Here is a 15,960-nt window from a genome sequence, read left to right as displayed (position 1 = left end):
GCAGGTTTTGTCGCAACAAAAGGCGCGATCGTCAAAGGTCCAGAGCACAGCACACTACACGAGCCGGCTCTGCTTCGCCGCTGCCTCGATGAACGAGGCGAACAGCGGATGCGGCTCGAACGGCCGCGACTTCAGCTCGGGGTGAAACTGGACGCCGATGAACCAGGGATGATCCTCGTACTCGACGATTTCAGGCAGCACACCGTCGGGCGAGAGCCCCGAGAATTTCAAGCCGTGCTGCTCGAGGCGATCCTTGTAGGCGGTATTGACCTCGTAGCGATGCCGGTGGCGCTCGGAAATCTCGGTCGCGCCGCCATAGACCTTGGAGACGCGGCTGCCGCGATTGAGCGTTGCGGGATAGGCGCCCAACCGCATCGTGCCGCCGAGGTCGCCGGCCTGCGAGCGCTTCTCGAGCTCGTTGCCGCGCAGCCATTCCGTCATCAGGCCGACCAGCGGCTCCTTGGTCGGACCGAACTCGGTGGAGTTGGCGTCCTCGATGCCGACGAGGTTTCGCGCGGCCTCGATCACCGCCATCTGCATGCCGAAGCAGATGCCGAAATACGGCACGTCGCGCTCCCGCGCGAACTGCGCCGCCTTGATCTTTCCTTCGGCGCCGCGCTGACCGAAGCCGCCGGGCACCAGGATGCCGTTGACGTGCTCGAGGAACGGCGCGGGATCTTCCTTCTCGAAGATCTCGCTTTCGATCCAGTCGAGATTGACCTTCACCTTGTTGGCGATGCCGCCATGCGAGAGCGCCTCGATCAGCGACTTATACGCATCCTTCATGCCGGTGTACTTGCCGACGATGGCGATGGTGACGTTGCCCTCGGGATTGCGGATGCGCTCGTTGATTTGCTGCCAGCTCTGGAGTACCGGCGGAATCCGCGAGCCGATGCCGAAGGCGGCGAGCACCTCGTCGTCGAGGCCCGCATTGTGATAGGCCTCGGGCACGGCGTAGATGTTATCGACGTCGCGCGCCTCGATCACGGCGCTTTCGCGCACGTTGCAGAACAGCCCGAGCTTGCGGCGCTCCTCCTTCGGAATCTCCCGGTCGGTGCGGCAGAGCAGGATGTCCGGCTGGATGCCGATCGAACGCAACTCCTTCACCGAGTGCTGCGTCGGCTTCGTCTTCAATTCGCCGGCGCTCGGAATGTACGGCAGCAGCGTGAGATGGATGTAGACGGCGTGATCGCGCGGCAACTCGTTCTTGAGCTGGCGGATCGCCTCGAAGAACGGCAGGCCCTCGATGTCGCCGACGGTGCCGCCGATCTCGACCAGCACGAAATCGAAATCGTCATTGCCGTCGAGGACGAATTCCTTGATGGCGTTGGTGACGTGCGGAACCACCTGGATGGTCGCGCCGAGATAATCGCCGCGTCGCTCCTTGGAGATGATGTCCTGGTAGATGCGCCCGGTGGTGATGTTGTCGGCCTTGGTCGCCGGCCTGCCGGTGAAGCGCTCGTAGTGACCGAGATCGAGATCGGTCTCCGCGCCGTCATCGGTCACGAACACTTCGCCGTGCTGATACGGCGACATCGTTCCGGGATCGAGGTTGAGATAGGGGTCGAGCTTGCGGAGGCGGACCTTGTAGCCTCGGGCCTGCAACAGGGCACCCAGTGCCGCCGAAGCCAGACCCTTGCCGAGCGAAGAAACCACGCCGCCGGTGATGAATATGTACCGCGCCATGGGACTTAACCTCTAATCCCCTAAACTCGATTCGCCAAAGCGATTCGTGTTCCGCCCCAAAGATTCTGCGGGCCTGTGGGTGAGCCAAAACTAAGAGTGGTGACAGTGGCTTGATGGGGATTGTTGATGCAGGACGGTAGACGCCGCCCTGCATGGCCCCCCTGCTTTATTGCGAACGCGGCACCTGCGGACCTGACGGCGCCTGGTTCTGCTGCTGCTCGTCGGCCTTCTTCAGCGAATCCAGAATGCCGCCCGAGGTCGGCGGCGCGATCGGCGAACCGCCAGCCGGCTGGGTCTGCGACGCAGGCGTGCCGATGATCGACGAGGGCTTGCGGTCGTAGCCGGCGTACCAGGACAGGAACAGGCTGGTGAGGAAGAAGCCCACGGCCAGGATCGCGGTGGTTCGCGTCAACAGGTTCGCAGTGCCACGGCTCGACATGAAACCCGCGCCGCCGCCCATGCCGAGGCCGCCGCCCTCCGACTTCTGGAGCAGGACGGCGCCGATCATGACGGCGACGATCATGAGGTGGATGACGATGACAACGGTCTGCATAGTGTCCTTCCGTCACAAGCGGACAGCGCCGAGACGGCGGCCGATCGCGCTTCGCGGGTTTTCCTGAAGTTGCGCGGTGTTACACGATCGGATGGGCCATTGCCACCCCCGATCGGGTCCGGGCCACCGGTTTGAATGAGCCAGGGGCACCCCTTAGTTAGGACAGCCCTTGGCGATCGCAAGGAAATCGGCCGCTTTCAGGCTGGCGCCGCCAACCAGGGCGCCGTTGACGTTTGTCACGGCCATCAACTCGGCCGCGTTGGACGGCTTGACAGAGCCGCCATAGAGGATGCGCATCCTGGCGCCGTCGGCCTTGAACCGGGACGTCAGGAGCTCCCGGATAAAGCCATGAATCTGCTCGACATCCTTGGCCGTTGGGGTCAGGCCGGTGCCGATCGCCCAGACCGGCTCATAGGCCACCACCAGATTCGCGGCGGTGGAGCCGTCCGGCAGTGAGCCGTCGAGCTGGCCGCGCAGGACGTCCAGGGTCTGCCCGGCATCGCGCTGGCCTTGCGTCTCGCCGATGCAGACGATCGCGGTGACGCCAGCACGCCAGGCAGCCTCGGCCTTCTGCCGGATCAGCGCGTCCCCCTCGCCATGGTCTGCGCGGCGCTCGGAATGGCCGACGATGATGGCGCTCGCGCCGGCATCGGCCAGCATCTCAGCGGCGATATCGCCGGTATGGGCGCCGGAGGCCTTGGGGTGGCAGTCCTGGGCCCCTACAGCGACCTTCTTGCCGCGCGCCTTCTCGGCGAAGGCCGCAATCAGTGTCGCCGGCGGGCACACCAGCAGATCGGCCTTGCCAGCCACGTCTGCCGCGCCGTTGAGCATGGCGTCGAATTCGGCAGCCTGGGCTTTCAGGCCGTTCATTTTCCAATTGCCGGCGATCAGCGGTCGGATGGCGTCGGTCATGTCAATGTCCAGCGGAATGAGGTTTGTGCATGCGCTAGCAGAGGAGCCGCGGCAGTTCCAGAGACCAGAGGCCTTTAACCGCAGCCTCCAGCGGTCGCGTGAGGCGAGGTTGCGGGGGGAAAGCCACCACTTTATGATGATTGATCAATTTGGTGACGCGCTTTTGCGGAATCTGCATTAAGACGCGCTCCGTTCCCCTTCCTGACCAAACAAGTTGGACCCAATGCTTCGAGGAATGCGCAAGGCCTCATCAAACTGGCTCGGCAAGATCATTATGGCCGTGGTGATGGGCGTGTTGATCATCAGTTTCGGCGTTTGGGGCATCGCCGACATCTTCAAGGGCTTTGGGCAGTCCACGGTGGCCAAGATCGGCAGCACGGAGATTTCGCTCAACGAGTTCCGCCAGATCTACACGGACCGCCTGCAACAGATCAGCCGCCAGTTCGGCCGTCCGCTGACGCCCGATCAGGCACGTGCCTTCGGCCTCGATCGCCAGGTGCTGCAGCAGACGATCGCGGAAGCCGCCCTCGACGAAGAGGCGCGCCGGCTGGGGCTCGGCCAGTCCGACGAGCAGATCCGCCAGGTCATCATGAACGATCCCAACTTCAAGGGCGTCGGCGGCAGTTTCGACGCGAACCGCTTCCAGGCCGTGATCCGCAATTTCGGCTACACCGAGCAGCGCTACGTCGCCGAGCAGCGCAAGGTGTCGCTGCGCCGCCAGATCACCGGCACGATCGGCGCCGGCGTGGAGCCGCCGAAGGCGATGATCGACGTGCTGACGCGCTTCCAGAACGAGCAGCGCGCGATCGAATTCGTCAAGCTCGACGCCGCGCAGGCGGGCACCATCGACGCGCCCTCGCCCGAGGCCCTCGCCACCTATTTCGAGGATCACAAGGTCCAGTTCCGCGCGCCCGAATACCGCAAGATCTCCTTCGTCGTGGTCTCGCCGGAAGAGATCGGCAAATGGAGCGAGGTCTCCGATGAGGACGCCAAGAAGCTCTTCGATCAGCGCAAGGACCGGCTCGGCACGCCCGAGAGGCGCCAGATACATCAGATCGTGTTCCCCAATGCGGCGGAGGCGCAGGCCGCGCGCGATCGGCTCGCCGGCGGAATGTCGTTCGAGGACCTCGGCAAGGAGCGCGGGCTGACTGCCTCCGACGTCGACCTTGGCCTCGTGACCAAGTCTTCGCTCGATCCGGCGGTGGGCGATGCAGCCTTCAAGCTTCCCGTCGGTGAGATCAGCCAGCCGATCCAGGGCGCTCTCGGCACCTCCATCGTCAGAGTCGAAAAGATCGAGCCGGGCAAGGAGGCCGACTACGCCAGCCTCGCGGGTGACATCAAGCGCGAGATCGCGACCGAGCGCGCGCGCGTCAAGGTCAACGATCTCCGCGACAAGATGGAAGACGAGCGCGGCGGCGGCTCCAGCGTGATCGACGCGGCGCAGAAGCTCGGCCTCACGGCCGTGACCATCGACGCCGTCGACCGCTCCGGCCGCGCCCCGAACGGCCAGCCGGTTGCCAACATCCCGCAGGGCCTCGACGTGGTGTCGCAGGCCTTCAACACCGATGTCGGCGTCGACAACGACGCGATCTCGTTCAAGGGCGGCTATGTCTGGTACGACGTGCTCGCCATCACGCCCTCGCGTGACCGCAGTCTCGACGAGGTCCGCGATCAGGTCGAGGCACGCTGGCGCCAGGACCAGATCGCGGCCAGGCTGAAGGCCAAGGCGACCGAGATGGTGCAGAAGCTCGAAGCGGGCGCCAAGCTCGCTGACGAGGCCGCCGCGGTCGGCGCAAAGGTCGAGACCGCGACCGGCTTCAAGCGCGACGATTCGCCTGCCGGCGTGCCCGGCACCGTCGTGTCGGCCGCCTTCCGCACCGCCAAGGACGGCGTCGGACAGACGGCCGTGAGCGGCGGCAGCGAAGTGGTCGTCTTCCGCGTCACCGACATCGTCGATCCCGCGGTCGACGTCACCTCCGACGCGGCCAAGAAGCTGAAGGACAGCCTCGATCGTGGCCTGATCGAGGAGCAGGTCGCCTCCTACGTCAGCAAGCTCGAGACCGACATCGGAACCACCATCAATCAGGCCGCCTTCGCGCAGGTGACCGGCGCGAACCAGTGAGTTGAAAGCACGCGATGGACGACCTGAAATCGATCATTGGAAAAGTGGCGACCGGTGCCAGCCTGTCGCGTGACGAGGCCGCTTCCGCTTTCGACGCCATGATGTCGGGCGAAGCCACCCCCTCGCAGATGGGCGGCCTGCTGATGGCGTTGCGGGTACGCGGCGAGACCGTGGACGAGATCACCGGCGCGGTCGCGGCGATGCGCTCCAAGATGCTGACCGTGACGGCACCGCCCGATGCCGTCGACATCGTCGGCACCGGCGGCGACGGCTCCGGCTCGGTCAACGTCTCGACCTGCGCCTCCTTCATCGTCGCGGGCGCCGGCGTGCCGGTGGCCAAGCACGGCAACCGCGCGCTGTCGTCGCGCTCGGGTGCCGCCGACGTGCTGGCATCGCTCGGGGTGAAGATCGATCTGAAGCCGGAACAGGTCGGGCGCTGCGTGCGAGAATGCGGCATCGGCTTCATGTTCGCCCCGGCCCACCACCCCGCCATGAAGAACGTCGGCCCGACCCGAGTCGAGCTTGCGACGCGCACGATTTTCAACCTGCTCGGTCCCTTGTCAAATCCGGCCGGCGTGAAGCGGCAGATGGTCGGCGTGTTCTCCAGGCAATGGGTGCAGCCGCTGGCGCAGGTGCTGAAGAACCTCGGCTCGGAATCTGCCTGGGTCGTGCATGGCTCCGACGGTCTCGACGAGATCACCCTCACCGGCCCGACCTTCGTCTCCGCGCTCCAGAATGGCGAGATCCGGAATTTCGAGGTGACGCCGGAGGAAGCCGGACTGCCGCGTTGCGAGGCCGGTGCGCTGAGGGGCGGCGACGCCGACGCCAATGCGATCGCGCTGCAAAGCGTGCTCAACGGCAAGCCAAGCCCCTATCGCGACGTGGCGCTGATCAACGCCGCCGCCGCGCTCGTCGTGGCCGGCCGCGCCAAGGACCTCAAGGAGGGCGTCGCGATCGGCGTCCGCTCGATCGACAGCGGCGCGGCCAGCGCAAAGCTGAAGCACCTGATCACGGTCTCCAACAGCTGAATTGCGCATGTCCGACATCCTGACCAAGATCGAGACCTACAAACGCGAGGAGATCGCGGCAGCGAAGCGGTCGCATCCACTCTCCGCCGTGGAGGCGCAAGCCAGGACCGCCTCCGCGCCGCGAGGTTTCCTCCGGGCGATCAGGAGCAAGCTTGCCCATGGTGATTACGCGCTGATCGCCGAGATCAAGAAGGCCTCGCCCTCCAAGGGTCTCATTCGGGCCGACTTCGACCCGCCGGCACTCGCAAAAGCCTATGAGGCGGGCGGCGCAGCCTGTCTCTCGGTACTGACCGACACGCCGTCGTTCCAGGGCCATCTCGACTTCATGGTGGCGGCGCGCGCGGCAACGTCATTGCCGGTGCTGCGCAAGGATTTCATGTTCGACACCTATCAGGTGGTCGAGGCGCGCGCGCACGGCGCCGACTGCATCCTGATCATCATGGCGGCGCTCGACGATGCCACCGCCAGGGACCTCGAAGACGCCGCCATCGCCTGCGGCATGGACGTGCTGATCGAGATCCACGACCGCGCCGAGCTCGAGCGCGCGCTGAAGCTGCGCTCGCCGATGATCGGCGTCAACAACCGCAATCTGCGCACCTTCGAGACCACGCTCGCGACCAGCGAGACGCTGGCGCCGCTGATTCCTGGAGATCGGCTGATGGTCGGCGAGAGCGGTATCTTTACGGCCGAAGATCTCGCCCGGCTCGAGCGCGTCGGCATGTCGACGTTCCTGGTCGGCGAGAGCCTGATGCGGCAGGCCGACGTGACCGCGGCAACGCGGGCGCTGCTCGCGCGCAAGACGACGACGCGCGCGACGGGCACGCGCTGACATGCCGCGCAAAACAGCCAGCACGAGGACGGCCAGATCCAAGGCCGGCCCCGCCCTCACCCATATCGGCGCCTCCGGCGAGGCGCGGATGGTCGACGTCTCGGACAAGCCCGCGACGGAGCGGCTTGCGGTCGCGGAAGGCCGCGTCGTCATGAGCAAGGCAACGCTCGACCTGATCGTGTCCGGCAACGCCAAGAAGGGCGACGTGCTCGGCACCGCGCGCATCGCCGGCATCATGGCCGCCAAGCGCACCTCCGAACTGATCCCGCTCTGTCATCCGCTTGCACTGTCGAAGGTGACGGTCGACATCGAGCCCGACGTGAAATTGCCGGGCTGCCTCGTTCGGGCCAGCGTGAAGGTGACGGGCCCGACCGGCGTCGAGATGGAGGCCCTCACGGCCGTCTCGGTCGCCTGCCTCACCATCTACGACATGATCAAGGCGGTGGAGCGCGGCGTGCGCATCGAGGGCATTCATCTGGTCGAGAAGCTCGGCGGCAAATCCGGCCATTATCGCGCCTGAAGCGGCTCTCTTCAGCGGCGCCGCGCGCATCGACCGCTTTTGTGTGCGGCCATTGACGTTGCGTTAACCCGTCTTGCTAACTTTGCCTCCACACCGTTCCCGTAAACCAACGGGTGTTTTCGGGCCAAGAATTGATCCTGGCGTGTGTACGGCAATGACCCAGCATGATGACGAGATTCGGCAGTCGCCTCTTTGACCACGCCTTCTTGCGCAGCGGACCGATCCGCTGGCTGGTCGTAGGCGGCACGCTGCTGATCGCAGCCATCGCCATAGGCTCGGTTCTGATGGCGCAGAATTTCCGGGAACGGACGCTGCGCAACTCCGGCCGCGAGCTGGAAAACACCGTGCTGCTGCTCGCTCACCATTTCGATCAGCAGTTGCAGGACTTCGCGGTCATCCAGAAGGATTTCGTCGATCACGTCCGCGCCAACGGGATCGCGACCGGAGAAGACTATCGCAATCGCCTCTCGGGCGAGGACGTCCACCGGATGCTGCGCTCGAAGATCGAGGCGCTGCCCTACATCGGCGGCGTCAACGTCATCGATGCCGACGGCAATCTGATCAATTCGTCGACGGCATGGCCGGCTCCCAAAGTGAACGTGGCCGATCGCGCCTACTTCCGCACCTTCAAGTACGATCCCTTTTCGCCTGATGTCCTGATCGAGCCGCTGCATAGCCGCGTCTCCGGCACATGGACCATTCTGGTCGCCCGGAAGATCGTCGGGCCAGGCGGCGAGTTCCTCGGTGTCGTTGGACGCGGGATCGAGCCCGCCAATTTCGAGAAATTCTTCGCCTCCGTCGTGCTCGGCGATGGTGCGACGATCTCGATGCTGCATCGGGACGGCACGCTGCTCGCCCGTTATCCCCATTCCAGCGAGTTGATGGGGCGAAATTTCAAGACCGGTTCTTTCGCGCAGCAGAGGGTTTTCGGGCTCGATCACTTCGCCGGCCGCTTCACGAGCCCCGTCGACGGCGAGGACCGGCTGATCTCCGCGCGTGCCCTGCCCCACTTCCCGATCCTGATCATGGCCACGACGACGCGCGCGGCGGCCCTGACGGATTGGCGCGAGCAGATCGGCATCCTGGTCTCGGTCGCCGCCTCCTCCGCGCTCGCCATCGCAGGCGTGCTGATCGCGGTCGTGCGCAAGCTGCTGGAGCAGCACCGCCTCTCGCGCGAACGGCTGACGCTGGAAAAGCAGCGGCTCGACCGCGCCGTCAACAACATGACGCAAGGCCTTCTGTTGTTCGACGCCGAGCAGCGGCTCGTGGTCTGCAACCAGCGCTACATCGAGATGTACGGATTGTCGGCCGAGTTCGTGAGGCCCGGCTCCAGCTTCCACGACATCATCGCCCATCGCAAGGCGACCGGCTCATTCACAGGCGACGTCGACGCTTACGTCGCGCTGGTGCTGAAGAGCATCCATATACGCAATTCCATGGTGGTCGATACCTCCGATGGCCGCTCGATCCACATCCTCAACGAACCGCTCGCGGATGGCGGCTGGGTCGCGACCCACGAGGACATCACGGAGCGCCGTCGCATCGAGGAACGCATCACTCACCTCGCCCATTACGACGCGCTGACCGACCTGCCCAATCGCGCCAAGTTCCACGAGCATCTGCGCCAGGAGCTGGCCGCGGTCGCCGACGGCGAACGGATCGCCGTGCATTACATCGACATCGACGAGTTCAAAGGCGTCAACGACGCGCTCGGCCATCTCGTCGGCGACGAGCTGTTGAAATCGGTTGCGCAGAGCCTTCGCCGCTGTGCGGGCCCGGCGGACTTCGTGGCGAGGCTGGGCGGGGACGAATTCGCCATCGTACAGAGCCAGGTGACGTCGCTGGACCGGGTCGACGAACTCGTCGCGCGGGTCTTCGAAGCCATCCGGACGCCGTTCGACTGCATGGGACATCATCTCACCACCGATGCCAGCATCGGCATTGCGCTCGCGCCGGACCACGGCACGGCGCTGGACCAGATCCTGAAGAACGCGGACATGGCGATGTACGCGGCCAAATCCGCCGGACGCCACACCTACCGCTTCTTCGAACCGGAGATGGACGCCAGGGTTCGTGAGCGCCGCCAGCTCGAGAGCGACCTGTGCCACGCCATCGCCAATGGCGGGCTCGAGGTCTATTACCAGCCCTGCCTCGGCCTGAAGGACGACCGCATCACCGGATGCGAAGCGCTGGTGCGCTGGCGCCATCCCGAGCGCGGCATGGTTTCGCCGGCCGAGTTCATTCCGATCGCCGAAGACACCGGCCTGATCAACGAGATCGGCGAATGGGTGCTGGCGACCGCGTGCCGGGACGCGGCAAGCTGGCCCGACGACATCCGCCTCGCCGTCAACGTCTCGCCGGTGCAATTCAAGAGCGGCACGCTGGCGCTGAAGATCATGGCGGCGCTCGCCGCCTCGAACCTGCCGGCGAGCCGACTGGAGCTCGAGATCACCGAGGCGGTCCTGATCCGCGACGACGACGCGGCGCTCGCGATCCTGCACCAGCTCCGTGCCATCGGCGTGCACATCGCGCTCGACGATTTCGGCACCGGCTACTCATCCCTGAGCTATCTGCACCGCTTCCCCTTCGACAAGATCAAGATCGACCGCTGCTTCGTCGACGACATCGCCCGCCCCGACGGCTCGGCCAGCATCGTTCAGGCCGTGGTCAATCTGGCGACCGCCCGCCGCATGACCACCACGGCCGAGGGCGTCGAGACGGAAGAGCAGCGGCGCCTGCTCCGCGCGCTCGGCTGCTCCGAGATGCAGGGCTATCTGTTCAGTGCCGCAAAGCCGGCCAACAAGATGCTGGAGCTGTTCGCGCTGCATCGCAGCCGGCTCGCCCGGCGCGAAGGCAGCGAGCGCCGCCGGCGCGAGGCCGGTTAGGCCTCCGCTGCCAATGGCAGGGAGCGACTCCGAGCCGAGGACAACATCCCGAAGTATTTCGCCCGGGAGCGGTCACGTGCTCCCGGGGGATCGTCGGCTGTAGATCGCAAGATTCAGTTCGGCACAGAGGCCTTCGGTGCCGGCTTCGCCGCCGCTGCATTCACGGTGACGCCATGCAGGAAGTCGTAAGCCGCATGCAGGGCCTTGTCGTCCTTCGCCTCCGGCGGGACATAGGATTGCGACCCGGTCTGCTCGGATCCGTCGGCGGCCTGCAGATGCCCGCGCATCTGGGACTCCGCCATGGTATCCATCCGGCCCTTGAGCTCGGGCGGCACGTCCTGGAGGATCTCGATGTCGGGCGCGATGCCCTGAGCCTGGATCGAGCGACCCGACGGCGTGTAGTAGCGCGCTGTGGTCAGCGCCAGCGCGCCATTGCCAGAGCCGAGCGGAATGATCGTCTGCACCGAGCCCTTGCCGAAGGAGCGCGTGCCGATCAGGGTCGCGCGCTTGTGGTCATGCAGCGCGCCGGCGACGATCTCAGACGCCGAAGCCGAGCCGCCGTTGATCAGCACCACCAGCGGCTTGCCCTTGGTGAGATCGCCGCCATGCGCGGTGAAGCGCTGGGTCTCTTCCGGAGTGCGCCCGCGGGTCGAGACGACCTCGCCACGCTGGAGGAAGGCGCTCGACACCGACACCGCCTGGTCGAGCAGGCCGCCCGGATTGTTGCGCAGGTCCACCACATAGCCCGCGAGCTTCTCCGCGGGGATCTGCTTGGTGATCGAAGCGATCGCCTTCTTCAGCCCATCGGTGGTCTGCTCGTTGAAGGAGGTAATGCGGATATAGCCGATGTCGCCGTTCTCGACCTGGAATCGCACCGGGCGCACATGGATGATCTCGCGGGTGATCGCGACGTCGAGGGGCGCGTCGGCGCCCTTGCGCACGATGGTGAGCTTGGTCTTGGTGTTGACCGGGCCCTTCATCTTGTTGACCGCCTGCTCGAGCGTCATGCCCTGCACGGCCTCGCCGTCGATCTTGCTGATGAGGTCGCCGGACATGATGCCGGCCTTCGAAGCCGGCGTGTCGTCGATCGGCGAGACGACCTTGACGAGGCCATCCTCCATCGTGACCTCGATGCCGAGCCCGCCGAACTCACCGGAGGTGGTCTCCTGCATCTCGGTCCAGGCCTTGGCGTTCATGTAGCGGGAGTGCGGATCGAGCGAGGTCACCATGCCGGTGATCGCGCCCTCGATCAGCTTGGCATTGTCGGGCTTCTCGACGTAGCTGGCCTTGACCCGTTCGAACACTGCGCCGAACAGGTTGAGCTGGGAATAGGCGTCATCCGCGTTCGCTGCCGCCCGTGCCGCCCATACTCCGCCGTGCGGGCTGGCTGCCAGAAGGGTCAGACACGCTCCGGTGAGCGCGCCCAGGGGAAACAGCAGGGTTTTCCGCATCGATGAGGTCGCCTTTTTGCTTGGCAGTTCTCTTGGGATCAGGAGACGCCACGCAAATGGCGATCCAGCCCGCTTCTCACAATACCATTCCGGTTTCTTCAAGGCCGGGATGCCACGTCAGCGGGTGCGCTGAAGAAATCCCTTCGCCTTGGCCTGAACATTTGGCAACGTTCCGAGACTGTTTCGTGCAAAGCGGAAAGCGGTCGTGCCGCCTACCCCTCGCAGCTATGCGATTTTAGGATGGTTTTGGAGGGCCGGACGCGATAGGCGATGGCGAAAGCACTTCAAATTCTCGGGAGGACGACAATGAACGAAGCGCCCCGCATCCGGCCGGAACGGAACGTCGAACTCGGCGCCAGCAACGAGCCGTTCCAGAATCTGCACGAGTTCGTCCGGAAGGCGCGCGCCAACCTCAACCAGAATGCCTGGGACTACATCGTCGGCGCCGCCGAGACCGAGACCACGATGCGCCGCAACCGGATGGCGCTGGACGAGATCGCCTTCCGCCCGCGCGTGCTCCGCGACGTCCGCCAGGTCGACGGCGGGGTCGATCAATTCGGCCGCAAGATGCGCCTGCCGGTGGTCCTCGCCCCGGTCGGTGCCCTCGAGATTTTCGATCCGGATGGCGCGGCAAGCGTGGCACGCGCCGCCGGCACTTTTGGTGCGGCGCACATGCTGAGCTCGGTGTCCGAACCCGGCCTCGAGAAGACCGCCGAGGCCGCGCCGGACGCGCTGCGGCTCTATCAGCTCTATGTCCGCGGCGACGATGCCTTCGTGGCCGATGTCGTCAGCCGCGCCGAGAAGAACGCCTACGCGGCCTTCTGCCTGACCGTCGACACCGCCCATTACAGCCGTCGCGAGCGTGACATCGCCAAGCGCTATGTTCGCGAAAGCCGGCTGCGCGCCACCGGCGGCGATTACCAGAAGGGCCTGGAGTGGCGGACCGTGAAGATGGTCAAGGACAAGTTCAAGATCCCGCTGATCCTCAAGGGCATCGCCACCGCAGAAGACGCCGAGATCGCGGTCGATCACGGCGTCGAATGGATCTACGTCTCCAACCATGGCGGCCGCCAGCTCGATCACGGCCTCGGCGCCATGCATGTACTTCCCGAGATCGTCGCAGCCGTGAAGGGCCGGTCCAAGATCATGGTCGACGGGGGCTTCTGCCGCGGCACCGACATCGTCAAGGCGATCGCAGCGGGCGCCGACATCGTCGGCATCGGCCGGCTGCAATGCTGGGCGTTGGCTGCGGCGGGCGAAGCCGGCGTGGTGCGGATGCTGGAACTGCTGGAGGACGAAGTGCTGCGCTGCCTCGGCCTCCTGGGTGCCACCTCGTTCGCCGAGGTCAATCCATCCTGCCTGCATCCGGCGACCGCCACCAACCCGCCGAGCGTGTTCAGCGCGTTCCCGCTGTTCGACCACGAGCCTTATCGATACTGAAGTGAAAAGGACACGATGACCTCCCTCTCTCCCGGCAGCGCGGACGCGCTTCTGTTCGACCTCGGGCGCGTGGTGCTCGATATCGATTTCTCCAAGGCGATCGCCTGCTGGGCAGGATATGCCGGCTGCGAGCCGGAAGCCATCGTCGCGCGCTATGTGCGTGACGAGGCCTACCGGCTGCACGAGGTCGGCAAGATCAGCGACGAGGAATACTTCGCCTCGCTGCGTGCCTCACTCGGCATCGGCATCTCGGATGCGCAGTTCCTGGAGGGCTGGAACGCGATCTTTGCGGGCGAGATGCCTGACATCGCAGAACTGTTGCCGCGCGCGGCAAAGCAGTTGCCGCTCTACGCCTTCTCCAACACCAATCGGCCGCATGTGGACTATTTCTCGAAGGAGTACGCCGATCTGCTGAGCCATTTCCGCGAGGTCTACCTGTCGTCCAGCATCGGTCTGCGCAAACCTGATGCGGAGGCCTTCGACCATGTCGTGGCGGCGATCGGCGTCCCCGCGGAGCGCATCGTGTTCTTCGACGATCTGGCCGAGAACGTCGAAGGCGCACGAGCGCGCGGATTGACCGCCGTGCATGTGACCTCGCCGCGAGACGTCGGCAACGCGTTACTGTCGCTGGGAATTTGACCGCTCGGATTCTAGCTAGGATCGGTTCCCGGAACTAAATTGGCTCCAGATAAGGAACCAAATGACTTTGTGCATTTTTGTACGAAGTTCCGGGAACGGAATACCTCTTCCGGACTCTATGAGTCGGTTGGGTCTTCTACATCGGACTTATTCTCGTGCTTGGCAAATCCTACCTCACTAAACAAGCCTCTCTGCTTCTCGAATTCGCCAGAACCACGTCGGATTCGCGCCTCTCCGCCAAACTGATCAGCAAGGCCGCCGACCTGAAATCCCAGGCCGATCCTCTTCCGGACAAAGATCAGAGCCCCAAAGCTCCCGACGTCACTCCGGGCGAGCAGACGCGGAGTTGACCTGACCAATGCTGGCCGTGGCGTTCATTTTCCTCATGCTCGCCATGGCCATCCTCGTGCCAGTCTGTCTCGCGTTCCGGATCGTGCCGCGGATTTGAACTGCATCTCCATTCAACGATCAGGAGGCAGGATGAATCATCCTGCCTCGGCGCGTTTTGCCTCTGCGCCGGCACTCGGCTAGAACTCCCGCTGCCAATTTGCCCGAGCCAGCCAGCAGGAGATTTCATCTTTGGCCCTGATGCCCGTTTCCGACGCGCTTGCAGCGGTGCTGGCGGGTGCCGAGCCGCTGCCAGAAGAGATGGTTTCCCTCAATGAGGCCTACCATCGCGTGCTTGCGCGCGACGTCGCGGCGCGACGCACGCAGCCGCCGCAGGCGATGTCGGCGATGGACGGCTATGCCGTGCGCGCGGCCGATGCGGCGAGGATCGATTCCCGGCTGACGGTCATCGGCGAGATTGCGGCAGGCCGGCCATTTGCGGGATCGGTCGGTGCCGGCGAGGCTGTGCGGATCTTCACCGGCGGCGTCGTTCCCGCCGGCGCGGACGCCGTCGTGATCCAGGAGGACACGGTCGCCGAGGGCAAGCGCATCACGATCAAGGAAGCCGCGATTTTGGGCCGGCACATCCGCCCCGCCGGCGTCGACTTCCGCGAGGGCGACGTGCTCCTGCGCAAAGGAACCCGCCTCACCGAGCGCGATCTTGCGCTTGCGGCCGCCATGAACCACCCTGAGCTTGCCGTCTGCCGCCGCCCGAAGGTCGGGATCCTCGCCACCGGCGACGAATTGGTGATGCCGGGCACCGCGCCAAGCCACGGCCAGATCGTCTACTCCAACGGCTACGCCCTGCACGCGCTCGCCCGCAGCGAGGGCGCAGAGACCATCGACCTCGGCATTGCCGCCGATACGCTGGAGGCCACCACGGCCGGCATCCGCCGCGCCCGCGAGAGCGGCGCCGACATCCTGGTCACGACTGGCGGCGCCTCGGTCGGCGACCATGATCTGGTCCAGCAGGCGCTGAGGGACGAAGGCATCGCGATGGCGTTCTGGAAGATCGCGATGCGGCCGGGCAAGCCGATGATGCACGGACGGCTCGGCGCGATGCGCGTGATCGGCCTGCCCGGCAATCCCGTGTCATCCTACGTGTGCGCCTTCCTGTTCATGGTGCCGCTGATTCGCGCGCTGTCGGACCGTTCGGCGATTCATCATCAGCGCGAGCGCGCCGTGCTGGGCACCGATCTCGGCGCCAACGACCAGCGCGAGGATTATCTGCGTGCGCGCCTCGAGCCGCGCGGCGACGGCACGCTGGTCGCGATTCCCGTCAGCCATCAGGACTCCTCACTGCTTGCGAATCTGGCTGCGGCACAGGTACTTCTCGTGCGCGCACCGTTCGCGCCAAGGGCCGACGCCGGCACGGCCTGTGAGGTGCTGCGCCTGCCCGTCTGAGCTGCACGGCCACACGCATCGCGCGAGTCTCGCTCTGTTCACCATAAATTAAGCAGTTGCGGAACACATATCGAACATATAGTGTCCGTTCATGATTTGTTTCG

The 15,960-nt window shown here is 65.2% G+C and carries 13 protein-coding genes; 9 read left to right on the top strand and 4 right to left on the bottom strand.

Features of this window, described 5'->3' with window-relative positions:
* Window positions 1-54 precede the first annotated feature (54 nt).
* From pyrG to tpiA, 3 genes are all read right to left on the bottom strand, one after another.
* Window positions 55-1,686 (bottom strand): CTP synthase, encoded by a 1,632-nt coding sequence (gene pyrG / locus AX729_RS31560; RefSeq protein WP_061028081.1) that lies wholly within the window; start codon window positions 1,684-1,686, stop codon window positions 55-57.
* Window positions 1,687-1,852: 166 nt separating this feature from the next.
* A complete protein-coding gene (gene secG / locus AX729_RS31555) occupies window positions 1,853-2,239 on the bottom strand; it encodes a preprotein translocase subunit SecG (RefSeq protein WP_061028080.1) in 387 nt (128 codons plus the stop codon).
* 153 nt (window positions 2,240-2,392) lie between these two features.
* Window positions 2,393-3,151 carry a triose-phosphate isomerase gene (tpiA, locus tag AX729_RS31550; protein WP_061028079.1) on the bottom strand — a complete coding sequence of 253 codons (759 nt, stop codon included), beginning with the start codon at window positions 3,149-3,151 and terminating at the stop codon, window positions 2,393-2,395.
* A gap of 223 nt (window positions 3,152-3,374) precedes the next feature.
* On the opposite strand from tpiA, the gene AX729_RS31540 reads away from it, so the two are divergent.
* From AX729_RS31540 to AX729_RS31520, 5 genes are all read left to right on the top strand, one after another.
* On the top strand, window positions 3,375-5,273 hold the full coding sequence (locus tag AX729_RS31540) for a SurA N-terminal domain-containing protein (protein ID WP_061028077.1): 1,899 nt from the start codon (window positions 3,375-3,377) through the stop codon (window positions 5,271-5,273).
* 14 nt (window positions 5,274-5,287) lie between these two features.
* On the top strand, window positions 5,288-6,301 hold the full coding sequence (gene trpD, locus AX729_RS31535; RefSeq protein ID WP_061028076.1) for an anthranilate phosphoribosyltransferase: 1,014 nt from the start codon (window positions 5,288-5,290) through the stop codon (window positions 6,299-6,301).
* Between the two features lie 7 nt (window positions 6,302-6,308).
* Entirely contained in the window at window positions 6,309-7,130 is an 822-nt protein-coding gene (gene trpC, locus AX729_RS31530) for an indole-3-glycerol phosphate synthase TrpC (protein WP_061028075.1), read from the top strand.
* Between the two features lies 1 nt (window position 7,131).
* Window positions 7,132-7,650, top strand: a complete 519-nt coding sequence (gene moaC, locus AX729_RS31525; RefSeq protein WP_061028074.1) for a cyclic pyranopterin monophosphate synthase MoaC — start codon at window positions 7,132-7,134, stop codon at window positions 7,648-7,650.
* Window positions 7,651-7,814: 164 nt separating this feature from the next.
* Window positions 7,815-10,535, top strand: coding sequence for a bifunctional diguanylate cyclase/phosphodiesterase (locus tag AX729_RS31520; protein WP_061028073.1), 2,721 nt, complete (start codon window positions 7,815-7,817; stop codon window positions 10,533-10,535).
* 113 nt (window positions 10,536-10,648) lie between these two features.
* Here AX729_RS31520 and AX729_RS31515 read toward each other — a convergent pair whose 3' ends face one another.
* Window positions 10,649-11,986, bottom strand: coding sequence for a S41 family peptidase (locus tag AX729_RS31515; RefSeq protein WP_061028072.1), 1,338 nt, complete (start codon window positions 11,984-11,986; stop codon window positions 10,649-10,651).
* Window positions 11,987-12,292: 306 nt separating this feature from the next.
* Between AX729_RS31515 and AX729_RS31510 the strand changes: the two genes are divergently transcribed.
* From AX729_RS31510 to AX729_RS31495, 4 genes are all read left to right on the top strand, one after another.
* Complete coding sequence (locus tag AX729_RS31510) at window positions 12,293-13,426, top strand: alpha-hydroxy acid oxidase (protein WP_061028071.1); 1,134 nt, start codon at window positions 12,293-12,295, stop codon at window positions 13,424-13,426.
* 15 nt (window positions 13,427-13,441) lie between these two features.
* A complete protein-coding gene (locus tag AX729_RS31505; protein WP_061028070.1) occupies window positions 13,442-14,065 on the top strand; it encodes an HAD family hydrolase in 624 nt (207 codons plus the stop codon).
* 155 nt (window positions 14,066-14,220) lie between these two features.
* Window positions 14,221-14,415, top strand: coding sequence for a hypothetical protein (locus tag AX729_RS39130; protein ID WP_082770589.1), 195 nt, complete (start codon window positions 14,221-14,223; stop codon window positions 14,413-14,415).
* Between the two features lie 229 nt (window positions 14,416-14,644).
* A complete protein-coding gene (locus AX729_RS31495; protein WP_061028068.1) occupies window positions 14,645-15,856 on the top strand; it encodes a molybdopterin molybdotransferase MoeA in 1,212 nt (403 codons plus the stop codon).
* Window positions 15,857-15,960 lie beyond the last annotated feature (104 nt).

It is taken from the genome of Bradyrhizobium sp. CCH5-F6, assembly GCF_001556045.1.
Classification (GTDB): domain Bacteria; phylum Pseudomonadota; class Alphaproteobacteria; order Rhizobiales; family Xanthobacteraceae; genus Bradyrhizobium.
This window is presented reverse-complemented; position numbering and strand designations above follow the sequence as displayed.

Coding starts and splice junctions, on each gene's coding strand:
- AX729_RS31515 (WP_061028072.1), bottom strand. CDS start 11,986: ATGCGGAAAACCCTGCTGTTTCCCCTGGGCGCGCTCACCGGAGCGTGT.
- AX729_RS31540 (WP_061028077.1), top strand. CDS start 3,375: ATGCTTCGAGGAATGCGCAAGGCCTCATCAAACTGGCTCGGCAAGATC.
- AX729_RS31510 (WP_061028071.1), top strand. CDS start 12,293: ATGAACGAAGCGCCCCGCATCCGGCCGGAACGGAACGTCGAACTCGGC.
- tpiA (WP_061028079.1), bottom strand. CDS start 3,151: ATGACCGACGCCATCCGACCGCTGATCGCCGGCAATTGGAAAATGAAC.
- pyrG (WP_061028081.1), bottom strand. CDS start 1,686: ATGGCGCGGTACATATTCATCACCGGCGGCGTGGTTTCTTCGCTCGGC.
- AX729_RS31520 (WP_061028073.1), top strand. CDS start 7,815: ATGATGACGAGATTCGGCAGTCGCCTCTTTGACCACGCCTTCTTGCGC.
- trpD (WP_061028076.1), top strand. CDS start 5,288: ATGGACGACCTGAAATCGATCATTGGAAAAGTGGCGACCGGTGCCAGC.
- secG (WP_061028080.1), bottom strand. CDS start 2,239: ATGCAGACCGTTGTCATCGTCATCCACCTCATGATCGTCGCCGTCATG.
- trpC (WP_061028075.1), top strand. CDS start 6,309: ATGTCCGACATCCTGACCAAGATCGAGACCTACAAACGCGAGGAGATC.
- moaC (WP_061028074.1), top strand. CDS start 7,132: ATGCCGCGCAAAACAGCCAGCACGAGGACGGCCAGATCCAAGGCCGGC.
- AX729_RS31505 (WP_061028070.1), top strand. CDS start 13,442: ATGACCTCCCTCTCTCCCGGCAGCGCGGACGCGCTTCTGTTCGACCTC.